Annotated in this window: 20 protein-coding genes; 19 read left to right on the top strand and 1 reads right to left on the bottom strand. The window is 63.4% G+C overall.

Translation table 11 applies throughout. The annotated features are described in order from the left end of the window. Positions 1-134 precede the first annotated feature (134 nt). Entirely contained in the window at positions 135-1,796 is a 1,662-nt protein-coding gene (locus AC56KL_RS20800; RefSeq protein WP_497182082.1) for a GMC family oxidoreductase, read from the top strand. 116 nt (positions 1,797-1,912) lie between these two features. Next, a complete protein-coding gene (locus AC56KL_RS20795; RefSeq protein WP_497182081.1) occupies positions 1,913-2,755 on the top strand; it encodes an alpha/beta fold hydrolase in 843 nt (280 codons plus the stop codon). Here AC56KL_RS20795 and AC56KL_RS20790 read toward each other — a convergent pair. Further along, on the bottom strand, positions 2,750-3,907 hold the full coding sequence (locus AC56KL_RS20790) for an iron-containing alcohol dehydrogenase (protein WP_497182080.1): 1,158 nt from the start codon (positions 3,905-3,907) through the stop codon (positions 2,750-2,752). The genes AC56KL_RS20795 and AC56KL_RS20790 overlap by 6 nt on opposite strands. Before the next feature lie 127 nt (positions 3,908-4,034). Here AC56KL_RS20790 and AC56KL_RS20785 point away from each other — a divergent pair, with 127 nt between their 5' ends. From AC56KL_RS20785 to AC56KL_RS20705, 17 genes are all read left to right on the top strand, one after another. Beyond that, positions 4,035-4,805 carry a sulfite exporter TauE/SafE family protein gene (locus tag AC56KL_RS20785; protein WP_497182079.1) on the top strand — a complete coding sequence of 257 codons (771 nt, stop codon included), beginning with the start codon at positions 4,035-4,037 and terminating at the stop codon, positions 4,803-4,805. Positions 4,806-4,993: 188 nt separating this feature from the next. Continuing rightward, the gene (gene mnmG / locus AC56KL_RS20780) at positions 4,994-6,925 is read left to right on the top strand and encodes a tRNA uridine-5-carboxymethylaminomethyl(34) synthesis enzyme MnmG (protein ID WP_497182078.1); all 1,932 of its coding nucleotides are present in this window, start codon (positions 4,994-4,996) and stop codon (positions 6,923-6,925) included. Beyond that, entirely contained in the window at positions 6,922-7,593 is a 672-nt protein-coding gene (gene rsmG, locus AC56KL_RS20775) for a 16S rRNA (guanine(527)-N(7))-methyltransferase RsmG (RefSeq protein WP_497182077.1), read from the top strand. Before mnmG ends, rsmG begins: the two co-directional genes overlap by 4 nt. A 108-nt stretch (positions 7,594-7,701) precedes the next feature. Further along, the gene (locus AC56KL_RS20770) at positions 7,702-8,472 is read left to right on the top strand and encodes a ParA family protein (protein WP_497182076.1); all 771 of its coding nucleotides are present in this window, start codon (positions 7,702-7,704) and stop codon (positions 8,470-8,472) included. A gap of 32 nt (positions 8,473-8,504) precedes the next feature. Then, positions 8,505-9,392, top strand: a complete 888-nt coding sequence (locus AC56KL_RS20765) for a ParB/RepB/Spo0J family partition protein (RefSeq protein WP_497182075.1) — start codon at positions 8,505-8,507, stop codon at positions 9,390-9,392. 315 nt (positions 9,393-9,707) lie between these two features. Further along, positions 9,708-10,046, top strand: a complete 339-nt coding sequence (locus AC56KL_RS20760; RefSeq protein ID WP_497182074.1) for an ATP synthase subunit I — start codon at positions 9,708-9,710, stop codon at positions 10,044-10,046. A 2-nt stretch (positions 10,047-10,048) separates the two neighbouring features. After that, on the top strand, positions 10,049-10,888 hold the full coding sequence (gene atpB / locus AC56KL_RS20755) for a F0F1 ATP synthase subunit A (RefSeq protein ID WP_497182073.1): 840 nt from the start codon (positions 10,049-10,051) through the stop codon (positions 10,886-10,888). Between the two features lie 86 nt (positions 10,889-10,974). Then, positions 10,975-11,217, top strand: a complete 243-nt coding sequence (gene atpE / locus AC56KL_RS20750; protein ID WP_497182072.1) for a F0F1 ATP synthase subunit C — start codon at positions 10,975-10,977, stop codon at positions 11,215-11,217. 71 nt (positions 11,218-11,288) lie between these two features. Continuing rightward, the gene (locus AC56KL_RS20745; RefSeq protein WP_497182071.1) at positions 11,289-11,759 is read left to right on the top strand and encodes a F0F1 ATP synthase subunit B; all 471 of its coding nucleotides are present in this window, start codon (positions 11,289-11,291) and stop codon (positions 11,757-11,759) included. Positions 11,760-11,761: 2 nt separating this feature from the next. Continuing rightward, entirely contained in the window at positions 11,762-12,295 is a 534-nt protein-coding gene (locus AC56KL_RS20740) for a F0F1 ATP synthase subunit delta (protein WP_497182070.1), read from the top strand. 81 nt (positions 12,296-12,376) lie between these two features. Beyond that, positions 12,377-13,918: a F0F1 ATP synthase subunit alpha gene (gene atpA / locus AC56KL_RS20735; RefSeq protein WP_497182069.1), complete on the top strand. Its 1,542-nt coding sequence runs from the start codon at positions 12,377-12,379 to the stop codon at positions 13,916-13,918. A 56-nt stretch (positions 13,919-13,974) separates the two neighbouring features. After that, complete coding sequence (gene atpG, locus AC56KL_RS20730; protein WP_497182068.1) at positions 13,975-14,850, top strand: F0F1 ATP synthase subunit gamma; 876 nt, start codon at positions 13,975-13,977, stop codon at positions 14,848-14,850. Between the two features lie 121 nt (positions 14,851-14,971). After that, positions 14,972-16,375 carry a F0F1 ATP synthase subunit beta gene (gene atpD / locus AC56KL_RS20725; RefSeq protein WP_497182067.1) on the top strand — a complete coding sequence of 468 codons (1,404 nt, stop codon included), beginning with the start codon at positions 14,972-14,974 and terminating at the stop codon, positions 16,373-16,375. 27 nt (positions 16,376-16,402) lie between these two features. Further along, a complete protein-coding gene (locus tag AC56KL_RS20720; protein ID WP_497182066.1) occupies positions 16,403-16,825 on the top strand; it encodes a F0F1 ATP synthase subunit epsilon in 423 nt (140 codons plus the stop codon). 304 nt (positions 16,826-17,129) lie between these two features. Next, the gene (locus tag AC56KL_RS20715; protein ID WP_497182065.1) at positions 17,130-17,495 is read left to right on the top strand and encodes a hypothetical protein; all 366 of its coding nucleotides are present in this window, start codon (positions 17,130-17,132) and stop codon (positions 17,493-17,495) included. Positions 17,496-17,635: 140 nt separating this feature from the next. Then, positions 17,636-19,315 (top strand): serine hydrolase, encoded by a 1,680-nt coding sequence (locus AC56KL_RS20710; RefSeq protein WP_497182064.1) that lies wholly within the window; start codon positions 17,636-17,638, stop codon positions 19,313-19,315. Positions 19,316-19,421: 106 nt separating this feature from the next. Beyond that, a complete protein-coding gene (locus AC56KL_RS20705; RefSeq protein ID WP_497182063.1) occupies positions 19,422-21,101 on the top strand; it encodes a serine hydrolase in 1,680 nt (559 codons plus the stop codon). The last annotated feature ends 122 nt before the right edge of the window (positions 21,102-21,223 follow it).

Here is a 21,223-nt window from a genome sequence, read left to right as displayed (position 1 = left end):
CTCAACGAATGACAAACGGAGGGTCTGTGGATCTCGACGTGCTGTGTCGAATGCCCTTGCCGCGCCGGTCGGAAGAAGGCGGCTTGCGTCCGCTCCTCCTGGACCAGGGCTGTGCGGTGCGGGAACGCTAGCCCGTGGAATCGGCCGGCGAGTACGATTACATCATCGTCGGCGGCGGGACGTCCGGCTGTGTGCTGGCGAACCGGCTGTCGCGTCATCCGGAGATCGAGGTCCTGCTGGTGGAAGCGGGCGGCAGGGACGACTACATGTGGATCCACATCCCGGTCGGCTACCTGCATTGCATCGGCAATCCGCGCACCGACTGGCTGTTCCGCACCGAGTCCGATCCGGGACTCAACGGGCGGGCGCTGATCTACCCACGCGGCAAGGTCCTGGGCGGCAGCTCGTCGATCAACGGCATGATCTACATGCGCGGCCAGCCCGCCGACTACGAGCGCTGGGCCGAGATCACGGGCGACGACTCCTGGCGCTGGGACAGGGTGCTGCCGCTCTTCAAGCGCAGCGAGGATCACTACCTGGGTGCGAGCGAATTGCATGGCGCGGGCGGCGAGTGGCGGGTGGAAAAGCAGCGCTTGTCGTGGCGGATCCTGGATGCCTTTCGCGAGGCGGCGGCGCAGACCGGTATCCCGAAGATCGACGACCTGAATGCCGGCCGCGGAGAAGGATCGGCCTATTTCGAAGTCAACCAGCGGCGCGGCATCCGCCTGAACACAGCCAAGGCCTTCCTGAAGCCGGCGGCGGGACGGCCGAACCTGACGATCATGACCGGCTGCCACGTCGAGCACCTGCTGTTCGAAGACGGGCCGCAAGGGAAGCGCTGCACCGGCATTCGCTTCACCGGCGGCGGGCGCGCGTTCACGGCGAGGGCGCATCGGGAAACCCTGCTGGCGGCGGGCGCGGTGGGCTCGCCGCAGCTGCTGCAGCTGTCCGGCATCGGCGCGCCGGAGGAGCTGCAAGGCCACGGTATCGCGCCCGTGCACGCCTTGCCGGGCGTCGGCGCCAACTTGCAGGACCACCTGCAACTGCGGATGGTCTTCAAGGTGCAGGGCGTGAAAACCCTGAACACCAGCGCCACTAACCTGTTCGGCAAGACCCTGATCGGGCTCGAATACGCCCTGTTCCAGAGCGGGCCGATGTCGATGGCGCCTTCCCAGCTCGGTGCGTTCGCCAGGTCGTCGCCAGGCCTTGCCGCGCCGGATCTGCAGTACCACGTCCAGCCCCTGTCGCTCGACAAGTTCGGCGAGCCGCTGCACCGTTTCCCGGCTTTTACCGCCAGCGTGTGCAACTTGCAGCCGACGTCGACCGGGCATGTGCGCATCGCATCGGGCGACAGCTATGCGCCGCCCAGGATCACGCCGAACTACCTGAGCACCGAGGCGGACCGCAAGACGGCCGCGGCGGCGCTGGCGCTGACGCGCCGGATCGTGGCCGCGCCGGCGCTGGCCAGGTACCGGCCGGAGGAATACCTGCCCGGCCCGCAATACCAGACCGAGGAAGAGCTGGCGCGGGCGGCGGGCCTGGTCGGCACCACGATCTTCCATCCGGTGGGCACCTGCCGCATGGGCCGCGCGGACGATCCGCTGGCCGTCGTCGACAGCAGCCTGCGGGTGCGCGGCGTCACGGGACTGCGTGTCGTCGATGCGGCCATCATGCCCTTTATTACATCGGGGAACACGAATTCGCCCACCATCATGATCGCGGAAAAGGCTGCGCAGGACATCCTGGCCGGACACCGATGGCGCCGGGCACGGCCTCATGGACTGCCCGAGGCCTGATCTGGATTGTCTGGGTCTTGCCCTTGCGCCGTGGTATCGTTGGGAAATAGATGCGTTGCTCGAGCGTGGCCGCGGGTAGGCCGCGCGAGCGGCGCTATCCAGCCATGGGAGGGGGCATGAAGCTCGAATCGCATTTTGTCGACGTGCACGGCCTGCGCATGCATTACGTCAGCGCGGGCGAGGGCCCGGCCGTGATCCTGATGCACGGCTTTCCCGACACCCATGAGATCTGGCGGCACCAGATTCCCGCCCTGGCGGCCAGGGGTTTGCGAGTGATCGCGCCCGACATGCGCGGCTACGGCAAGACCGATGCCCCGGCCGGCGTGGGCGCCTATGCCGTCGAATTCCTCTGTGCGGACATCCTCGGCCTGATGGATGCGCTGGGGCTGGACAAGGCCGCGATCGTCGGCCACGACTGGGGTGGGCTGGTCGGCTGGCAGTTGTGCATGAATGCGCCGCATCGTGTCGGGCGCTTCGTGGCCCTGTCCACTGGACATCCCGCAGCCATCGCCAATGCCGGGGTCGGTCAGCAGATGCGTTTCTGGTACATCCTGGGTTTCCTGATGCCGGTGGTGGCGGAACATGCGATCCGCGCCAACGACTGGTTCTTCCTGCGCCAGATGACGCGCCGTCCCGACCAGCTGGCGATCTGGCGCGCCGCGCTGGAGCCGGAAGGGCGCCTGACGGCGGCCCTGAATTACTACCGCGCCAACCTCAAGCTGGGCCGCCCGCACCACTGGCGTCCGGTCGAAGTGCCGGTGATGGGTGTCTGGAGCGACCGCGACCCGGCGCTGGGCGAAAAGCAGATGCTCGATTCGCTGCACCACTGCCGGGCGGGCTTTCGCTACGAGCGCCTGAACGGAGCAGGGCACTGGATGCAACTGTCGGCCACCGAGCGCCTGAATGCCCTGCTGCTGGACTTCCTGCCCGCGTCCCGGCCCGAACCCAGCGTGCTATAGCGCCGCGGCGTAGATGGCGCGCGCGTCCGCGCGCGCGAGCTCGCGCGGGTTGTTGCCGAGTAGCCGGGTCTGCAGCATTGCGTCGTCCGCAAGGCGGTCGAGATCGGCTTCCTGGATGCCCACCTGGCGCAGGCGCGTCTCGATGCCTGCCTTCTCCGCTGTTTGTTGCATTGCACCAATGAGCGCTTGCGCGCGGGCTTCCTCGCTGCCGTTAGCCTGCGGCGCGACGACGCGCGCCAGTTCGGCATACAGCCCTGCTGCTTCAGGCAGGTTGAAGGCCATGACGTGCGGCAGCACGAGCGCGTTCGACAGGCCGTGCGGCACATGGAAAATGCCGCCGATCGGATAGGCCAGCGCGTGTACCGCCGCTACCGGCGCATTCGAGAAGGCTTGCCCCGCCAAGCAGGCGCCGAGCAGCATCGCCTGGCGCACGGCCAGGTTGCCGCCATCCTCGCAGGCGCGCAGCAGGTTGCCCGACAACAGGGACAGTGCTTCGCGTGCCAGCGCGTCCGACAACGGATTCTTCTTGTGCCGGCTGGTGTAGGCTTCGATCGCATGGACCATCGCATCGATCCCGGTCGCCGCGGTGACGGCGCGCGGCAACCCGAGGGTCAGCGCCGCGTCGAGCACGGCAAGGTCGGCATACAGCTGGGGCGCGACGATGCCGGTCTTGGTGGTAGCGCCGGTGGTCACGATGGCGATGTTGGTCACCTCCGAACCGGTGCCGGCGGTGGTGGGTACCTGAACCAGCGGCAGGCGTGATCCTTCGACCTTGCCGATGCCATAGATGTCGCCGAGGGCCTGAACAGATCCCGCCAGTACCGCCACCAGCTTGGCGGCGTCCATCGAGCTGCCGCCGCCGAAACCGACGACCAGGTCGGCCGCGTGGCGGCGCGCGGCCGCGACGGCGTCCAGGACGACGGCTTCCGGCGGGTCGGCCACGACGTCGGAGAAGACGGCGACAGCCATGCCTGCCTGTTCCAGGCTCAGTTGGGGAAGCTCGAGCAGGCCGGTGCGCACGAAGCCTGCGTCGGTCACGATGATGGGCCGGCGCGTGCCGGGAAAACGTTCCGCAATAAGCGCACCGAGGCGCGCCGTGGCGCCGGCTTCGGACAGGATGCTGGCGACGGTGTTAAAAGCGAAGGCGGTCATGGTAGGTGGGTGCTGTCGTAATCGCACCAGCTTACCCTATCTGTTGCCGCGCTTGGCCATAGTTTGATGCTGCTGGAGGAAGGGACTGCCGTACAATGCAGCCTCTGCATTCCTCCACGTTCTTCCCATGATTGATTTTGCTTGGCTCGGCGCCGCGGCGTTTACCGCCGGCCTGGTCGATGCCGTTGTCGGCGGCGGCGGCCTGATCCAGATTCCCGCCATTTTTTCCGTGTTGCCGAGAGAGGTGCCGGCAACCCTGCTGGGTACCAACAAGTTCGCCAGCATTTTCGGTACCAGCGCCGCCGCAGTGAACTATGCGCGCCGGGTGAAGGTGGCGTGGAGCACCGCGGCGCCGGCGGCCCTTGCCGCCTTTCTTCTTTCCTTTGCGGGCGCCTGGACGGTGACGCGGGTGCCGGGGGACTTTGTACGTACGCTGCTGCCGATAATCCTGGTAGCGGTCGCCGTGTACACGTTCACCAAGAAGGATCTTGGGTCGGTACACGCGCCGGTGCACAGTGGCCTCGCCGAGCGCTACTGGGCGATCGGCATCGGCGCCGCGATCGGTTTCTACGATGGTTTCTTTGGGCCGGGGACGGGAAGCTTCCTGATCTTCCTGTTCGTACGCTTCTTCGGCTTCGATTTCCTGAGCGCCTCGGCGGCGGCAAAGATCGTCAACGTTGCCTGCAACTTCTCGGCGCTGCTGTGGTTTGGGTACAGCGGGCACTTGCTGTGGCAGCTCGGCTTGATGATGGCAGCCTGCCAGGTGGTGGGCTCGCTGATCGGTACGCGGCTGGCGCTGAAGCATGGCAGCGGTTTCGTGCGCAAGTTGTTCCTTGTCGTCGTGTCGGCACTCATCGTCAAGACCGCATATGACGCCTTCACCAAGATAGGCTGGTGATTGTTTCACGTGGAACAGCGAAGCCGGGTTTTCCCGGCTTTTTGTTTTTGTTCCACGTGAAACATCCGGCGGCGATGTTAGCAACTGTTCCACGTGAAACAAATTCTGTCGTTTTCGGTCCCTCAAAAACTTCCGCGAGAAAAAAGAATCTATAATTGCGCATTAGTCTCCTCGCCCCACTCTCCATCATGTTATTTCCTACTGAATTCGACGTCATCGTCGTCGGCGGCGGCCATGCCGGTACCGAAGCTGCGCTAGCGTCCGCACGCACAGGTCAAACGACCCTGCTGCTGACCCATAACATCGAAACCCTCGGCGCGATGTCGTGCAATCCGTCGATTGGCGGCATCGGCAAAGGCCACCTCGTCAAGGAGGTCGACGCCCTCGGCGGCGCCATGGCAATTGCCACCGACGAGTCGGGTATCCAGTTCCGTATCCTGAATTCGTCCAAGGGTCCGGCCGTGCGCGCTACCCGCGCCCAGGCCGACCGTGTCCTGTACAAGGCGGCGATTCGCTCGCGCCTGGAAAACCAGCCGAACCTGTGGCTGTTCCAGCAGGCCGTGGAAGACCTGATGCTCGAAGGCGACCGCGTCGTCGGCGCCGTCACGCAGGTGGGACTGAAGTTCCGCGCTCGCGCCGTTGTGCTCACGGCCGGTACCTTCCTGGACGGGAAGATCCACGTTGGCCTGCAGAGTTATTCAGGCGGCCGCGCCGGCGACCCGCCGGCGGTGTCGCTGTCGAGCCGCCTGAAGGAAATGAAACTGCCGCAGGGCCGCCTGAAAACCGGCACGCCGCCGCGCATCGATGGACGCAGCATCGACTTCTCGGTGCTGTCGGAACAGCCGGGCGACCTCGACCCGGTGCCGGTGTTCTCGGTGATGGGCACGACCGCCATGCACCCGCGCCAGGTGCCGTGCTGGGTGACGCACACCAACGAGAAGACCCACGAGATCATCCGCAACGGCCTTGACCGCAGCCCGATGTACACCGGCGTCATCGAGGGTGTAGGACCGCGCTACTGCCCGTCGATCGAAGACAAGATCCACCGCTTCGCTTCAAAAGAGTCGCACCAGATCTTCCTGGAGCCGGAAGGCCTCACCACCAACGAGTTTTACCCGAACGGGATCTCGACCAGCCTGCCGTTCGATGTGCAGCTGGAACTGGTGCGCTCGATGCGCGGCATGGAAAACGCCTTCATCCTGCGTCCGGGCTACGCGATCGAATACGACTACTACGACCCGCGCGGCCTGAAGGCCTCGCTGGAGACCAAGGCGATCAAGGGCCTGTTCTTTGCCGGCCAGATCAACGGCACCACGGGCTACGAGGAAGCGGCCGCGCAGGGCCTGCTGGCCGGCCTGAACGCGGCGCTGCAGACCCAGGGCAAGGACGCCTGGACGCCGGGCCGCTCGGAAGCCTACCTCGGCGTGCTGGTCGACGACCTCACCACCCAGGGTGTGGCCGAACCCTACCGCATGTTCACCAGCCGCGCCGAGTACCGCCTGTCGCTGCGTGAAGACAATGCCGACATGCGCTTGACCGAGATCGGCCGCCAGCTCGGCATCGTCGGCGACGCCCAGTGGGCCGCGTTCGAGACGAAGCGCGAATCGGTGGCGCGCGAACTCGAGCGCCTGCGCTCGACCTGGGTCAACCCGCGCATCCTGGCTGCTGCCGAGTCCGAGCGCGTGGTGGGGCAGGCGATCGAACGCGAGTACAACCTGGCGGACCTGCTGCGCCGTCCGGGGGTGCAGTACGACAGCTTGATGAGCATGACGGGCGTCGAGGGCCTGCCCCTGGCCGGCCCGGGCGCGGCGGATCCGGCCGTGAAAGAGCAGGTCGAGATCCAGCTGAAATACGCCGGCTACATCGACCGCCAGGCACGCGAAGTCGAGCGCCACGACCACTACGAGAACCTGAAGCTGCCCGAGAACCTGAATTACCTGGAGATCGCTGCGCTGTCGATCGAGGTGCGCCAGAAGCTCGATAAACAGCGTCCGGAAACCCTGGGCCAGGCTTCGCGCATCTCGGGCGTGACGCCGGCGGCGATCTCGCTGCTGCTGGTGCACCTGAAAAAACGCGGCGCCAAAGGCTTTACCGGCGCGCCGGTGGAGCAGGCCGAATGAAATACTTCGACCGCGCCGCCCTGGCGCAGGTGCTTGCCGACGGCATCGCCGAGATGCAGCTCGACGTATCCGGCACCCAGCAGGACCAGTTGCTCGATTACCTCGCGCTGATGAACAAGTGGAACGGTGTCTACAACCTGACTTCCTTGCGCGACCCGATGCAGATGGTGACCCACCACCTGCTCGATTCGCTTGCCGCGGTGCCGGCCTTTGCCGGTGCCCGGAACGTGCTGGATGTCGGGGCAGGGGGCGGGTTGCCGGGCATCGTGCTGGCGATCAGCCGGCCGGACATGCAGGTATCGATGATCGACACGGTGCACAAGAAAACCGCCTTCCTCAAGCAGGTGAAGGCGGAGCTCGAGCTGGCCAACGTGACGGTGTACACGATGAAAGTACAGGATCTGGGGCTTGCCGCACCCCTGGGCGACAAGTTTGACGTCATTACCTCGCGCGCGTTCGCCGACCTGACGGATTTTTTGAACTGGTCGGGACACCTTCTGGCGGAGGGCGGCAGGTTCATCGCCCTGAAAGGCACTGCGCCAGCAGAAGAGCAGGAGCGCATACCGGCGCAGTGGAAAATCAGCGGTTTGCAGCCATTGCAGGTTCCAAGACTGGAAGCGGAGCGTCACCTCATCTTCGTCGAAAAGTCCTCCGCAGGTTCAGAATAAACAAAATAAACGGTATAAATAGTTTATATCGTTTATAAAATACGAACCGTTAAAATGGTTTGTACGATATGAACGGTATACCACCTTGGCTTCCACGGATAAGAATAGATGGCGAAGATTTTTTGCGTAGCGAACCAGAAGGGCGGGGTCGGCAAGACCACCACCACCGTCAACCTGTCGGCTGGCCTGGCCAAGCTGAACCAGCGCGTGCTGCTGGTCGACCTCGACCCGCAGGGCAATGCCACGATGGGTGCGGGCATCAACAAGGCTGCGCTGGAAGGCTCGATCTACCAGGTGCTGCTGGGCGAGGCGGACGTCGCCGGCGCACGCCTGCGTTCCGAGTCGGGGCGCTTCGACGTCCTGCCCGCCAACCGCGAGCTGGCCGGCGCCGAGGTGGAGATGGTGGCGCTCGAGAACCGTGAACGCCGCCTCAAGGACGCGCTGGCGGCGGTGGACAAGGACTACGACTTCATCCTGGTCGACTGCCCGCCGGCGCTGTCGCTCCTGACCCTGAACGGCCTGTGCTCGGCGCATGGCGTGATCATTCCGATGCAGTGCGAGTACTACGCGCTGGAGGGACTGTCCGACCTGGTCAATACGATCAAGAAGGTGCACGCCAACCTGAATACCGACCTGCGCATCATCGGCCTCCTGCGGGTGATGTTCGATCCGCGCATGACGCTGTCGCAGCAGGTGTCGAGTCAGCTCGAACAGCACTTCGGCGACAAGGTCTTCAAAACCATTATTCCGCGTAACGTGCGCCTGGCCGAGGCCCCCTCGTACGGGATGCCGGGCGTGGTGTTCGATCCTTCCTCGAAAGGCGCGCAGGCGTATATCGCCTTCGGCGCCGAGATGGTCGAGCGCATCAAGACGATGTGAACAATAAAACAAGTACTGAAAGCTGAGACTATATGGCTACCAAAAAACTCAAGGGCCTCGGACGCGGCCTCGACGCACTGCTCGGCGGCGACAGCCAGCCGGCCCCGGTCAAGGCGCCCTCGTCGCTACTGATTACCCAAGTGCAGGCCGGCAAGTACCAGCCACGCACCCGCATGGACGAAACCTCGCTGAGCGAGCTGGCCGCCTCGATCAAGACCCAGGGCATCATGCAGCCGGTGCTGGTGCGGCCGCTGGGGGAGGGCGCGCTTTCCGACGGCTCCGCCGTCGCCTACGAGATCATTGCCGGCGAACGGCGCTTCCGCGCCGCGCAGATGGCCGGCCTGGAAGAAATCCCGGTGCTGGTGCGCGAGGTCGACGACCAGTCGGCCGCGGCCATGGCCCTGATCGAGAACATCCAGCGCGAAGACCTGAACCCGCTCGAAGAAGCGCAAGGCATCCAGCGCCTGATCAACGATTTCGACTTCACCCACGAACAGGCTGCCGCAGCCGTTGGCCGTTCGCGCAGTGCCGTGTCGAACCTGTTGCGTCTGATTAATTTGGCCCAGCCGGTACAGACCATGCTGATGGCCGGCGACATTGACATGGGCCACGCTCGCGCCCTGCTGGCGGTGGACAGCGCGCAACAGATCACGCTGGCCAACCAGGTGATCGCCAAGCGCCTGTCGGTGCGCGAAACCGAGAAACTGGTAGCGCGCGCGCTCGAGGACAACGCGAACCCGGCGTCCCCCGCACGCGCCAAGGAAAAGTCGGGCGACATCGTGCGCCTCGAAGAAGAACTGTCGGACAAGCTGGCCACGCCGGTGATGTTCAAGATGGGTGCAAAAGGCAAGGGGCAGCTCATCATCGACTTCGCGGACCTCGACATCCTGGACGGCGTACTGGCGCGCCTGCGCGCCTGAATTGTGTCACTGCCGTAGGGTGTTCGGCTGTGCCGAACGCACGTTCAACTGACGTATGCATGCCACGTTCGCCCAGTGCGAAGTGTGTTTGGACGCGCGGTCGGCACAGCCGACCACCCTAGGAGGCTCATCAGTTAAGTGTCTGAAAAGATAGGAAAAACAGCATCCGAGTTGTTGCTCCCACCACATCTTTACGGACCAGTTATAAGCGCAGAATCGTTTGACTCGCGTCCGTATAACCACTTATAATCCCGCTGATTCATGTAATTACCACACCGTAACTATCCGATTGCGCAGCGAGAAAGCAGAACAATAATGTTGCGCATTGTCTCCCTGCAATTGATCGCAACGGTAGTCGTCGGCCTCGTCGCCGCACTGCTGGGGGGACGGGCTGCGATGTTTTCGGCAGTACTGGGCGGATTGTGTTGTGTCGTGCCCAACGGCATCATGGCAGTGCGCCTGTTTGCCGCTTCCGCAAGACCGGGTGGGGCCAACCCTGCCACGTTTTTCATCTGGGAATTTATAAAGATTGCAATCACGCTTGCCCTGCTGGCGGCAAGCGCGTGGCTGTACCGTGACCTGAACTGGCTGGCACTGATTGCCGGGTTCGTCATGGCACTGAAAAGTTACATATTCTTATTATTTAGGCATTGACAATGGCGAATCCAACCGTAGAAGGCGCAGTACAGCACGCGCCGACAGCAGGCGAGTACATCAAGCACCACCTGGGTCACCTGGCAAATGGTTACCAGAAAGGTCCGGTCGATTTCTCCGTCATCCATTACGACACCATGTTCTGGTCGGTCCTGATGGGCGTGACCGGGTGTTTGCTGATGTGGATGGCGGCGCGCCGCGCCACGTCCGGCGTGCCGGGGCGCTTCCAGGCCGCGGTCGAAATGCTGTTCGAGATGGTCGATAACCAGGCCAAGACCATCATCCACGGTGATCGCAGTTTCATCGCGCCAGCCGCGCTGACGGTGTTCGTCTGGGTCGTTCTGATGAACTCGCTGGACTTCCTGCCGGTCGACCTGTTCGCCGAAGGTTTCAAGTGGCTCGGCGTCGAGCACCTGTTCCCCTATCACCGCGTCGTGCCCACCGCGGACCTGAATGGCACCCTCGGCATCTCGCTCGGCGTGCTGGTCCTGATGCTGTACTACGGCATCAAGATCAAAGGCCTGGGCGGCTGGCTCCACGAATTGTTTGCAGCGCCGTTCGGCATCTGGATGGCACCGTTCAACCTGCTGCTCAACGTCATTGAGTACCTGGCAAAGATGGTGTCGCTTGCAATGCGACTGTTCGGCAACATGTTTGCCGGCGAACTGCTGTTCCTCCTGATCGCTTTGCTTGGCTCGACCGCCACCATCTTCGGTGTCGTTGGCCACGTGATTGCAGGCTCGATCTGGGCGATCTTCCACATCCTGATCGTCGTCCTGCAGGCATTCATCTTCATGATGCTGACCCTGGTGTACCTCGGTCAGGCCCACGAAGGCCACTGATCGGTGCCGCAAGGATTGAACAGATAGTGGTTGTAACGAAGTTGTCGTTTTTTATTTAGCTTTTTATTTAACTTTTTGGAGTAATCATGACTGACGCATCATTCATTGCACTGGCTTGCGGTTTAATCATCGGCCTCGGCGCTATCGGCGCATGTATCGGTATCGCTATCATGGGCGGTAAATACCTCGAAGCCTCGGCACGTCAGCCAGAACTGATGAACACCCTGCAAACCAAGATGTTCCTGCTGGCCGGTCTGATCGACGCGGCATTCCTGATCGGCGTCGGTATCGCCATGCTGTTCGCCTACGCTAATCCGTTCACCGGCTAAGCGGCACACGCAGGTTTTGAAGGGCCGAACCATCGCGGTTCGGCATCCGTTTTTGTGAGAAGGAATATACCGTGAACCTTAACGCAACCCTGTTTGCCCAGTTCGCCGTCTTCTTCATCCTTGCGATGTTCACGATGAAATTCGTGTGGCCACCGCTGATGAAAGCGCTCGACGAGCGCGCCGAGAAGATCGCCAACGGTCTGGCTGCGGCCGATCGTGGCAAGGCCGACCTGGCCGCTGCCGAAAAGCGCGTGCAGGTCGAACTGGCAGGCGCCCGTGACGAAGTCCAGAAGCGCATCACCGACGCCGAAAAGCGCGCCGCCCAGATCATCGAAGCAGCCAAGCAGACCGCCAACGAAGAAGCCGCCCGTATCGTCGCTGCCGCCCAGGCTGACGCCGAGCAGCAAGTGACCCGCGCCCGTGAAGAACTGCGTGGCCAGGTAGCCGCACTGGCAGTGCAGGGCGCCGAGCAGATCCTGAAGCGCGAAGTGAACCCAGCGGTCCATGCCGACCTGCTGTCGAAACTGTCGACCGAGCTCTGATCATGGCTGAACTCGCAACCGTCGCCCGTCCCTACGCCGAAGCGCTGTTCCGTGTCGCCCAGTCCGGCGACATGGCCGCCCTCTCGGCCGTTACTGCCGAGCTGGGCCAGATCGGCGCCAATCCGGACGTGCAGGCTTTCGCCAGCAACCCGAACGTCACGCCCGCCCAGCTGGCCGACACGATTGCGTCCCTGGTCAAGTCGCCGCTGAGCGCGCAAGCGCAAAACTTTATCGCGATGCTGGCCGAAAATGGCCGCGTCACCCTGCTGCCCGAAATCGCCGCCCAGTTCGCGGCCCTGAAGAACGCCAACGAAGGCGCCGCCGATGCGACGATCTTCAGCGCCTTCGAGATCTCGGGTGACCAGCTGGCCCAGCTGGTCGCTACGCTGGAAAAGAAATTTGGCCGCAAGCTGAACCCAACGGTGACAGTGGATGCATCGCTGATCGGTGGTGTGCGCGTGGTGGTCGGCGACGAAGTGCTCGATACCTCGGTTCGCGCCAAGCTGCAACAGATGCAAGTTGCGCTGACCGCGTAATCGTAAGTAAGCGGATCGTTAGACACTTGCCGGCGCCAGCGCCCTTGCCCTACGCATCAAAAACATTTGGAGTTAGCACTCATGCAACTTAATTCTTCTGAAATCAGCGAACTGATCAAGAGCCGCATCCAGGGTCTGGAAGGTTCGGCTGACGTTCGCAATCAAGGCACGGTGATCTCCGTCGCCGACGGTATCTGCCGCATCCATGGTCTGTCGGACGTGATGCAGGGCGAGATGCTGGAATTCCCCGGCAACACCTTCGGCCTGGCGATGAACCTCGAGCGCGACTCCGTCGGCGCCGTCATCCTGGGCGCCTACGAGCACATCTCGGAAGGCGACACCGTCAAGACCACCGGCCGCATCCTGGAAGTGCCGATCGGTCCGGAACTGCGTGGCCGCGTGGTCAACGCACTGGGCCAGCCGATCGACGGCAAGGGTCCGATCGCTACCACCCTGACCGCGCCGATCGAAAAGATCGCGCCGGGCGTCATCGCCCGTGAATCCGTCTCGCAGCCGATGCAGACCGGTATCAAGTCGATCGACGCGATGGTGCCGATCGGCCGTGGCCAGCGCGAGCTGATCATCGGCGACCGCCAGACCGGCAAGTCGGCTGTCGCAGTCGACGCGATCATCAACCAGAAGGGCCAGGGCGTCACCTGCGTGTATGTCGCGATCGGCCAGAAGGCATCGACCATCAAGAACATCGTCCGTTCGCTGGAACAGCACGGCGCGATGGAGTACACCATCGTGGTCGCCGCCTCCGCTTCGGAATCGGCAGCGATGCAGTACATCTCGGCCTACTCGGGCTGCGCGATGGGCGAATACTTCCGCGACCGCGGCGAAGACGCGCTGATCGTGTACGACGACCTGTCGAAGCAGGCAGTTGCCTACCGCCAGATTTCGCTGCTGCTGCGCCGTCCGCCGGGCCGCGAAGCTTACCCGGGCGACGTGTTCTACCTGCACAGCCGTCTGCTCGAGCGCGCAGCCCGCGTGAACGCCGACTACGTCGAGAAGTTCACCAACGGCGCCGTCACCGGCAAGACCGGTTCGCTGACCGCACTGCCGATCATCGAAACCCAGGCAGGCGACGTTTCGGCATTCGTGCCGACCAACGTGATTTCGATTACCGACGGCCAGATCTTCCTGGAGACCTCGCTGTTCAACGCCGGTATCCGTCCTGCGATCAACGCCGGTATCTCGGTGTCGCGCGTCGGTGGCGCCGCCCAGACCAAGGTCATCAAGGGCCTGTCGGGCGGTATCCGTACCGACCTGGCGCAGTACCGTGAACTGGCTGCATTCGCGCAGTTCGCATCGGACCTGGACGAATCGACCCGCAAGCAGCTGGACCGCGGCGCGCGCGTGACCGAGCTGCTGAAGCAGCCGCAGTTCTCGCCGCTGTCGACCTCGCTGATGGCCGCATCGCTGTTCGCCGTCAACAAGGGCTACCTGGACGACATCGAAGTCAAGAAAGTGCTGCCGTTCGAGCACGGCATGCACAACTTCCTGAAGTCGAGCCACGCTGCACTGCTGTCGAAGATCGACGAAACCAAGCAACTGGACAAGGACGGCGAAGCTGCGCTGGCCGCCGCCATTGCTGATTTCAAAAAATCCGGCGCATATTAATCGTCAAGCCGGCGTCGTGTGAGCACAGCGCCGGTGCGCGGAAGGAGTAAGGACTCATGGCAGTAGGCAAAGAGATTCGTGGCAAGATCAAGAGCGTAGAGAATACGAAGAAGATCACCAAGGCGATGGAAATGGTCGCCGCATCGAAAATGCGCAAGGCGCAGGACCGCATGCGCGCCGCCCGTCCCTACAGTGACAAGGTTCGTAACATCACCGCCAATCTTGCCGGCGCAAACCCGGAGTACACGCACCCGTTCATGGCGCAAGCCAAGGATGTGAAGGCGAAGGCCGTGGGTTTCATCGTCGTCACGACCGACAAGGGTCTGTGCGGCGGCATGAACACCAACGTGCTGCGCCAGGTGACGCTGAAGGCGCGCGAGATGGAGCAGGCAGGTAATACCGTCGAGGCGGTTGCCATCGGCAACAAGGGCCTGGGCTTCCTGAACCGCATGGGCATGAAGGTCGTGTCGCAGGCGACCCAGCTCGGCGACACCCCGCACCTGGACAAGCTGATCGGCCCGGTCAAAGTGATGCTGGACGCGTACCAGGAAGGCAAGCTCGACGCTGTCTACCTGTGCTACACCAAGTTCATCAACACCATGAAGCAGGAACCGATGGTCGAGCAACTGCTCCCGCTGCCGGCCAAGCACATGGAAGCGGACAAGGGCGGTATCAGCTGGGACTACATCTACGAACCCGAAGCGGCCGTCGTCATCGACGAACTGCTGGTGCGTTACGTGGAAGCGCTGGTGTACCAGGCGGTTGCAGAAAACCTGGCGTCCGAGCAATCGGCGCGCATGGTGGCGATGAAGGCAGCGAGCGACAACGCCGGTAGTGTCATCAGCGACCTGAAGCTGGTCTATAACAAGACCCGCCAGGCAGCGATTACCAAAGAACTCTCCGAGATCGTGTCGGGCGCAGCAGCGGTTTAAATCATTTGCGGGAAAGAGTTAAGCGAGCATAGCGAGCGGTACTCTGTCCCCAACTGACTATAACTGACTGAGTTTTTCACGATCAACGTATAAGAATTTAACTATATCTGAAGGAACGAAAATGGCTGATGGCAAAATCGTTCAGTGTATCGGCGCCGTGGTCGACGTGGAATTTCCGCGTAACGCCATGCCGAAAGTGTACGACGCACTGAAAATGGAAGGTTCGGAACTGACCCTGGAAGTCCAGCAGCAGCTGGGCGACGGCGTGGTCCGTACCATTGCACTGGGCAGTTCGGAAGGCCTGCGCCGCGGCATGATCATCCAGAACACCGGCAAGCCGATCATGGTCCCGGTCGGCACCCCGACCCTGGGCCGCATCATGGACGTGCTGGGCAACCCGATCGACGAATGCGGTCCGGTCAGCCACGAGCGCATGGCGTCGATCCACCGCGATGCACCGGCCTACGACGAGCTGTCGCCATCGACCGACCTGCTGGAAACCGGCATCAAGGTGATCGACCTGGTCTGCCCGTTCGCAAAAGGCGGCAAGGTCGGCCTGTTCGGCGGCGCCGGCGTCGGCAAGACCGTCAACATGATGGAACTGATCAACAACATCGCAAAAGCGCACTCGGGTCTGTCCGTGTTCGCCGGCGTGGGTGAGCGTACCCGTGAAGGTAACGACTTCTACCACGAGATGGCGGACGCCAAGGTCGTCGACCTGGAAAACCCGACCAACTCGAAAGTGGCGATGGTCTACGGCCAGATGAACGAACCGCCGGGCAACCGCCTGCGCGTCGCGCTGACCGGCCTGACCATGGCGGAAGCCTTCCGCGATGAAGGCAAGGACGTCCTGTTCTTCGTCGACAACATCTACCGTTACACCCTGGCCGGTACCGAAGTGTCGGCACTGCTGGGCCGTATGCCGTCCGCGGTGGGTTACCAGCCGACCCTGGCCGAAGAGATGGGCCGCCTGCAGGAGCGCATCACCTCGACCAAGACCGGTTCGATCACCTCGATCCAGGCCGTGTACGTCCCTGCGGATGACTTGACCGACCCGTCGCCGGCAACCACCTTCGCCCACCTGGACTCGACCGTCGTTCTGTCGCGTGACATCGCTTCGCTGGGTATCTACCCGGCAGTCGACCCGCTGGACTCGACCTCGCGCCAGCTGGACCCGCTGGTCGTCGGTGAAGAGCACTACAACACCGCGCGCGCCGTGCAGGGCACCCTGCAGCGCTACAAGGAACTGCGCGACATCATCGCGATTCTGGGCATGGACGAACTGGCGCCGGAAGACAAACTGGTCGTCGCCCGTGCACGCAAGATGCAGCGTTTCCTGTCGCAGCCTTTCCACGTCGCTGAAGTGTTCACCGGCTCGCCGGGCAAGTACGTTTCGCTGAAAGACACGATCAAGGGTTTCAAGATGATCGCGTCGGGCGAACTGGACCACCTGCCGGAGCAGGCCTTCTACATGGTCGGCACCATCGAGGAAGCAATCGAGAAAGCCAAGAAACTGGCTGCCTAAGCCGGCTTCCCTAGCTGAAGGACAGACATGGCAAACACTATGCAAGTGGACGTGGTTTCGGCCGAAGAGCAGATCTTCTCCGGCCAGGCTACCTTCGTCGCGCTGCCGGGTGAAGCGGGTGAGCTGGGTATCTACCCGAAGCACACCCCGCTGATCACGCGCATCAGGCCAGGTGCCGTCCGTATCCAGACGGCAGCTGGCGGCGAAGAGTTCGTCTTCGTCGCGGGCGGTATTCTCGAAGTGCAGCCGAACGGCGTGACCGTGCTGGCCGACACCGCGATCCGCGGTGGCGACCTGGACGAAGCGAAGGCACTGGAAGCAAAGAAGCAGGCCGAAGAGCTGATGCTGAACAAGGAATCGAAGATCGACTACGCGAAAGCCCAAGCCGAAATGGCCGCGGCAATCGCGCAGCTGGCGGCGATTCAGAAGCTGCGTTCGAAAGGACGCTGAGCATCCGCATCTGCGGTACAAAAAGGCAGCCTGCGGGCTGCCTTTTCCTTATGGGGGTCAGGTCTGACATTTGGACACAGGCTCTGCCTTGCCACACACTTGGTCCTTGCTTTGCAGGCATTTGGATCGTGCATACGGTCGAGCTCGTGTCCGAAAGTCAGACCTGACCCCGGGGTTGGTTTTGTACTTGTACTGGCGCAATTTTTAGCAACCGCGTATGCAGCAGGGTTAACCAGCGCACGGGTGGATAGTGTTTTCCGGCTTAGTATGGTTGCTTCAGCTTGAGAACCTGTCGGTGCGGACCATGGCAATTCCACCAGACCATCGTGAACAGCAACACGCCCTGGCGGCGGAAGACCGCTTCGGCCAGACCCTGTACCGCTTCCTCTTCTTCGACTGGCTGTTCCGCGACGTGAGTGCTGCGCGCGACCTCTACGAACGCCATGCCGCGCGCGAACACAACCGGCGCATGAGCCGCTACCTGCCGGTCTACATGCGGCGCTGGTCGGTCCTGGCCACTTTCGACTTCGCGCTCGGCTTCCTGTTCGAGCGCGTCATGTCCGCCACGCTGCTGTCGGCACTGTTCTTCACCGGCTCCTGCGTCACCGTCACCGGCATCCTCGTCATGACCGTCACCTGGCTGTTCCTCACCTACGCCAGGCTTCCCTAGACGCCCCGGAGCGGTCCCGTTCGCCCCCGGATAGCAACCATTCGCCCCATCCGCGCTTCCACTGGTCGGGGATCGATTGCGACAGCAGCACCCACGCACATACAGTCGCGGCACTCCACAACAAAAAAGGAATGCCGACCATGTTCATCCGCACCGCCCTCTGCACTGCCGCGCTGCTCCTGTGCGCGCCGCACGCTGTCCTTGCCGCCGATACCGCGCCAGCCAAGCCGCTGAGCAAGCGCGCCCTGGACGACCTGTCCTTCCGCCTGCACGCCACCGTCGCTCCCTATTTCCCTGCCGAAGCGCCTGGTGGCGTGGTCCTGGTCGTGAAGGATGGCCAGACCGTCCTGCGCCGCGCCTATGGCATGGCCGATACGACGAAGGGCACAAAGATGGCGCCCGAGATGACCCTTCGTATCGGCTCGATGACCAAGCAGTTCACCGCGGCCGCCATCCTGCTGCTGGCCGACGAGGGCAAGCTGTCGGTCGAGGACGAGATCACCAAATACCTGCCCGACTACCCGACCCAGGGCAAGAAGATCACCATCGAGCACCTGCTCACCCATACCTCGGGCATCGTCAGCTACACCGGCAAACTGGGTTTTCCGCAGCGAGCGCCACAAGACATTACGGTAGCCGCCCAGATCGACTCCTTCAAGAACGATCCGATGCAGTTCGAGCCGGGCAGCGCCTGGCGCTACAACAACTCGGGTTACTACCTGCTCGGCGCGATCATCGAAAAGGTCTCCGGCCAGCCCTACCACGCCTTCCTCGAGCAGCGCATCTTCGTGCCGCTCGGGATGGACAACACCGCCTACGAGGGTTACGAACGCCAGAAGTGGCCGAGCGCCGCCGGCCACTCGCCGCTCCCTAAAGGCTTCGGCCCGGCCCGCCAGCTCGGCAAGAACCAGTCCTACGCCGCAGGCGAGCTGGTCTCCACCGTGGACGACCTGGCGAAATGGGATGCGGCGGTCGGCACGAAGCTGCTCAAGCCGGCCACCTGGCAGCGCGCCTTCACGAACTACCGCCTGAGCGACGGCAAGGACAGCAACTATGGCTACGGCTGGGAGCTGACCCTGATCCAGGGCGAACCGACCATCGGCCACAGCGGTTCCACACGCGGCTTCCGCTCCTATGGCCTGCGCGTACCGAGCAAGGGCGTGTACGTGGCGGTGCTGACCAACGGCGACGCCGGCATGGTGGTGCCGGACGTGGTGGCGCGCAGGGCGGCAGCGGTTGCCATGGGCAAGCCGCTTCCGGAATTCAGGGAAGTGGCGCTCGATGCCGCCGCCATCGACCAGGTGGCCGGCGTGTACACCCTGGACAAGGACACGCAGCGCGTCTTCCGCCGCGACGGCGAGTTCCTCTCCCTGCAGCGTCCGGCCCGCGGGCCCCTGGTGCTGAAGCCCATGTCGGCCAACGAATTCTTCGTGCCGGATACGGCGGACTGGTTCGTGTTCCAGCGCGAGGGTGGCGGCAGCACGGGCAAGGTGACGGGCGTGACCTACCACGTGGACGGCAGGGCGCAGGCGCACGTGCGCAGCGGCGAGGCGCCGCCGCCGCGCATCGTGGCGAAGATCGCCGACGCGGCCTTCGATGCGCACGTAGGCCGCTACGAGATCCAGCCGGGCATGGCGTTCGACGTCACCCGCGAGGGCAGCCGCTATTTCGTGCTCCCGACCGGCCAGCGCCGCGTTGAAATCTTCCCGCTGAGCGAGACCCGCTTCTTCTCCCGCGATGTCGACGCCGAGATCAGCTTCGAGGGGCAAAGCATGATGTTCAAGCAGGGCAGCCGCAGTTTCAGCGGTCGCCGGATTTGACGGTCTGGTCCGCATAAACGGCTGTTCATCGCCCGGCCTTTGCCATCGGGGCAAGGCTGGGCATATCCTTTCGTTCAGTTTCCACAACAACGAAAGGGACCCGATCATGCTGTTTCGTACCGCCATGTGCGCTGCCGTGCTGCTCCTGTGCCAACCCCACGCCGTCCTGGCCCAGGATGCCGGCGCCGGGAGCGCGCTCGCCGAACACAAGCTGGCCGGCCGCATCGACGCCGTCCTCGCGCCCCATTTCAAGTCCGACGCGCCGGGCGCCACGGTCATCGTGGTCAAGGACGGCAAGCCGGTGCTGCGCCGCGCCTATGGCATGGCCGATACGGCGAAGGGCGTCAGGATGACGCCCGACATGGCGCTGCGCCTCGGTTCCATCACCAAGCAATTCACCTCGACCGCCATCCTGATGCTGGCGGAAGACGGCAAGCTGTCGCTCGACGACGACATCGCCAAGTACCTGCCGGACTTTCCCGACAAGGGCAAGCGGATCACCATCGAGCACCTGCTCACGCATACCTCGGGCATCCCGAGCTACACGGGCAAGCCGGGCTACGTCGCCGGCATGGCGCAGGACATGAGCGTGGCGCAGATGATCGACACCTTCAAGAACGACCCGCTCGAATTCGAACCGGGCAGCCAGTTCCGCTACAACAACTCGGGCTACTTCCTGCTCGGCGCGATCATCGAGAAGATCTCCGGCCAGACCTATGCCGGCTTCCTCGAGCAGCGCATCTTCAAGCCGCTCGGCATGCAGGATACCTATTACGAAGGCATGGGACGGAGCAAGGCGCCGGTGGCCGCCGGCCACAGCCGCACCGAGCAGGGCTTCGGTCCCGCAAGGCCGCTCAGCATGACCCAGCCCTATGCGGCCGGCTCGCTGGTGTCGACGGTGGACGACCTGGCGCGCTGGGACGCCGCGATCGCCGGGCGCCTGCTCAAGCCCGCCAACTGGCAGCGAGCGTTCACTTCGTACCGCCTGGCCAACGGCAAGACCACCGGCTACGGCTATGGCTGGGACGTCAACCCGGCGCGGGGCGAGAAGGCCATGGGCCATGGCGGCGGCATCAACGGCTTCTCCACGCACGCGCTGCGCTTCCCGGAACAGAAGGTGTATGTCGCGGTGCTGACCAACAGCGACAGCGGTCCGGCGAATCCGGCCGTGGTGGCGCGCAAGGCGGCTGCGGTCGCCATCGGCAAGCCTTACCGCGAGTTCAAGGAGGTGGCGCTGGACACCGCGGCGCTCGACGCCGTCGCCGGCAGCTACGCGGTGGAGAAGGGCGTGCAGCGCGTGTTTCGCCGCAGCGGCGAGGGCTTGATCATGCAGCGCAGCGACCGCCCGCCGGTGTCCGTGAAGGCCGCATCCGCCAATGAATTCTTCGTGCCCGGCGCCCTCGACTGGTTCAGCTTCCAGCGCGACGCGAACGGCAAGGTCACCGGCGTGATGCACCACGAGGATGGCAGTCCGGTGCTGAACCCGCGCAGCGGCGACGCGCCGCCGGCGCGCAAGGCGGTGAAGATCTCCAACGCGTCGTTTGACACCCGCGTCGGCCGCTACGAGCTGGTTCCGGGCTTCGTGCTGGAGCTGACGCGCGAGGGCGACCGTTACTTTACCCAGGCCACGGGGCAATCGAAGGTCGAGATCTTCCCGCTGAGCGAGACGGTCTTCTTTTCGGACCAGGTCAATGCCGAGATCAGCTTCGAGCCGGTGGCCGGACGCGAAGGGCAGACCCTGGTGCTGAAGCAGGGTGGGCGCAGCACCCCGGCCCGCAAGCTCTAAGAGGTGTAGGGTGTGTAAAGGCAAAGTTGAAATGTCCGCTTCTGGCAAAGTTGAAATGTCCGCTTGGTTGCCCAGGTTAGCGCGAGCTAACGCGCTTTTGAGCGGACATTTTCTTTGCTGCG

The organism is Telluria sp. ZB4P34 (genome assembly GCF_059686055.1).
This window is presented reverse-complemented; position numbering and strand designations above follow the sequence as displayed.